Annotated in this window: 2 protein-coding genes; both read right to left on the reverse strand. The window is 60.3% G+C overall.

Annotated elements, in window-relative coordinates:
• The coding region (locus VGY55_15515; protein HEV2971382.1) for a hypothetical protein at nucleotides 1–557 on the reverse strand (557 nt) is incomplete at its 3' end.
• Nucleotides 558–745: 188 nt separating this feature from the next.
• A partial coding sequence (locus VGY55_15520) for a M56 family metallopeptidase (GenBank protein ID HEV2971383.1) occupies nucleotides 746–3,503 on the reverse strand: 2,758 nt, incomplete at its 5' end.

Below are 3,503 nucleotides of genomic sequence, written 5' to 3' on the forward strand. Positions count from 1 at the left end.
CAGACATGGATACCATCCGGGGCGGCGCAGGCGGCCGCCAGCCACTTGCCGTCGGGGGAGATCGCCACGTTGACGGTTGGTCCGTTTGGGCCGGAGAATGTTTGAAGCGGATCGCCGCCGGTGGCCACATCCCACAGCTTCACTTGGGCGTCGGCGCCGGCCGTGGCCAATTGCTTCCCGTCGGGCGTGAATGCCACGCCATTGACGGTCTGTTGGTGCGCGTTGAACTCGCGGCGAACTTCCCCCGTCTTCGGATCGAGCAGCTTCGCCATCGGTCCGACGCCGATGGCCAGCACGGCTCCCGCCGATGAATAGGCGAGGGAATGGATCACCGCCTTCTCGTGCAGCGCAATCCGCGGCTGCCGCGCGGCCAAATCCCAAACAATCAACGTGTCAACGCCGCCGTAAGCGACCGCCAGCGATCTGCCATCCGGCGAGAACGCCAAGCGGCGCGCGGGCGTTAGCTTCGGTTGTGCATTCGCCGCGGGCTGCTGGGCTGTAGCACTCGCGCCGAAACTCGTGATTGCCAGCGCGGTAATGAAAACTAATCGCATCATCGCAACCTCCGATATTGTAGTAGGCACACTCCGTGTGCCGTTGCGGCCACGGGACGCGGAGCGTGCCTGCTACATTGCCCGCGGCTTCGCCGCATGATGTTGCTCCTTGCCTACCTCGCTTGACAGGGCTGATTTGTTCGTGGTCGCTACCTCGGGTGCGTGCGGGTCAACATGGCTCCGGTAGGCAGCTACGGATTCTTCGTCTTCGGTAATTGATCCAAATCCCACACGAGCACAGTGGAATCGGCAATTGATACCGCCAACAATTTGCCGGAGTGGGAAAACTCGATTGCATGTGCCGCGGACGGCAAGTCAATATGCTTCACCTGGGACAAATCCGGAATCTTGAGCAATTCAACTCGTGCTTGGTCCTCGTAGCCCCCGACCGTCACCGCGGCAAGGTGGCCGTCGGGTGAAAACGCGACGGGGCCCACGCCTCGACCCGGCAAATCGAGTTTTTTTAGAACACTACCATCGACAAAACTTCGTAATTCAATTGGTACACTCTTAGCAAGCGTTGCGCCGCCCAGGCCGTTTTTCCCCATCCAATTTTTTAAGGTCCAGGTCGTCGTCAGCAGATATCGGCCGTCAGGTGATAATGCCGTTCGACTGCTCGATCCAGCTTGATATGCGATTGGCTGTAGCTCGTCGCCAGTGCGGACCGAAAAACGGCGGGCTGTGTCTAAAAGCAGAGTCAGCGTACTCGCGTCCGCGGAAAAGCAACCGGCGCTGAGCATGGGTTCTCGGCCCGTTGGAGACGAGAATGGCGGGTTACCTAGCGCGTCAGACTCCATTTGTAGACCGGCGGGCTTTGCTTGGAATTCCTGTACTGCTTTGCCCGTTGCGACATCCCACACGTAGACGCGCATGTCGTCGCCCCATGACGCAAACTGCTTGCTGTCGGGCGTAAAGCGCAACGCTCGATAACCCCCTGACCAACCGTGGCCGGGCAAACGGTAAATCTCTCGGCCGGTAGCGAATTCCCACAATCGAACGGTATCGTCGATGCTCGAAGAGACGGCAAATCTCCCATCGGGCGATACATCCATCGCTCGAATCCAAGGATCGCCGTGGCGTTCGTCCGGCGCGTGCCGCATGACCCGCAGTTGGCGCGACTCGCCAAGATTCCAAATGCGGATCGTGCCATCATCGCCGGCAGTCGCCAGTTGATCATCACCGGGAAGGAATCGGATTGAATTCGGCGGTTGGGTGTGCCCTGAAACGTCCGCGGCGATCGGTTCACCCGTTTTCAAATCCCAAACGCACATCGTCGAGCTCCATTCGCATGATCCCGCGAGTTGCCGGCCGTTTGGCGAGAACGCCAGGAACGAGGCGCCGCCAAATAGACCTCGGAGCCTGCGAACCAGTCGGGCGCTCGAAGCCTCCCAGAGGGCTACCCCCCCGCCTGCACTCTGGTCGCTGATCGAAGTGGCCAGCAACTTACCATCGGGCGAAAATGCCAGGCAGTACTCGCCCCAATCCTCGCCGCCGGGCGCGCTGAAGGTCCGCAAAGTTTGCCCTTTAACGGTGTCGAACAGATAGACCTTTTTGAAGTCGTGATTCCCGTTGACAACGGCCACCGTTGCCCCGTCTGGCGAGAATACGAACGCCCAAACCGGGTAAGGACCGAAGTTCGGATTGCTTGGAATCTCGATTGAGCGCGGCTCTTCATTGGCGCGCCAGTTCCAAAGCATGAAATTGCCCTCGTGACCGCCGACGGCCAACGATTTTCCATCGGGAGAGAAGACGATTGATTCAATTGAGCGAACGCCAATATCCCGGCTCGCGATCTCCGCTTGGCGATCAATGTCGACAAGTTGAACTTTGTCTCGACCGTAGGCGAGCGTCTTTCCGTCGGGCGACAAGGCGAGATGCACGCCCCATTGCTTCCCCAAGTTCAATTGGAGGAGTCGGCGCTCCGATGACTGATCGAATACGCCAAGCCAAGGCACGTTCTCGCCCCGCTCGTCATCAAAATGCCATCCAAATGCGCCCGCTCGGCCGCCACCAAATGCGGCGGAATTTCGTGGAATCTGATGCTCCCAAAGGCGATTTTCGCCTAGCAACCGACCTGAAGTCGGATTCCACCGCTGCAGCCAACCATCACTAGTGACCTGCACCAAAGTCTTTCCATCGTCCCCGTAGGTTAGCGCAACTGGCTCACGCGCGGGCCGAAATCGCTTGGTGCCCAGCCGGGCGATGACGCCGGCCGGCAATGGATCGCCGTCGATATCCATGCCCTTTGCCGCGCCGGCCCGTTCCGTTCTTGAAGCATCCTTCGAGTCGGAATCGCGATTGTCCGAAGTAGAGGATTCTTTTGCGTTCGGGCGATCATCTGCCATGGCCGCCCGCTCGCGTTGGCCCATCGGCAGCAGAAGCACTCCGCTGGCCGCGATCATCGCCAAGCCGGTGAGTCCCAATTTGGCCGTAAGAGGAATCGGTCGGCTGAGGATGTGACGGATTCGCGTCGAGAGAGCGCGGCGGGATTCGACCACGCCGATCAGCCGCAGCATGGCTTCCGCGGGCTGCAGCGTGGCGCCGGCGATGTCGAGGAGCGTGGCCGCGTATCGCTCGCTTTGGCCGCGGACGGCGACGAGGACCGTTTCGTCCACCGCCTGCTCGCGGAGCCGGCGGATGAGCAGGTTCGCGATCCAAACGGCCGGGCTGTAGAAGTACAGTATCTGGAGCAGCGTTTGGATGCAATTCACCTGCAAATCGCCGCGCCGCCAATGCACCAGCTCGTGAACGAATACCATTCGTACCTGTTCGCGATCGAGACCCGCTGGAAATCCGCGCGGCAAGAGAATCGTCGGCCGCCAGAAGCCGCAAATCGCCGGGCTGCCCAAGCGATCGGTCATCTTGAGCGTGACTTGCCGCCGAGAGCCTATCCGAAAACCGCTTGAGGAGAGGGGGACAGTCCCCTTTTGTTCCTCAACCATCGCGGCG

It is taken from the genome of Pirellulales bacterium (assembly GCA_035939775.1).
Classification (GTDB): Bacteria; Planctomycetota; Planctomycetia; order Pirellulales; family DATAWG01; genus DASZFO01.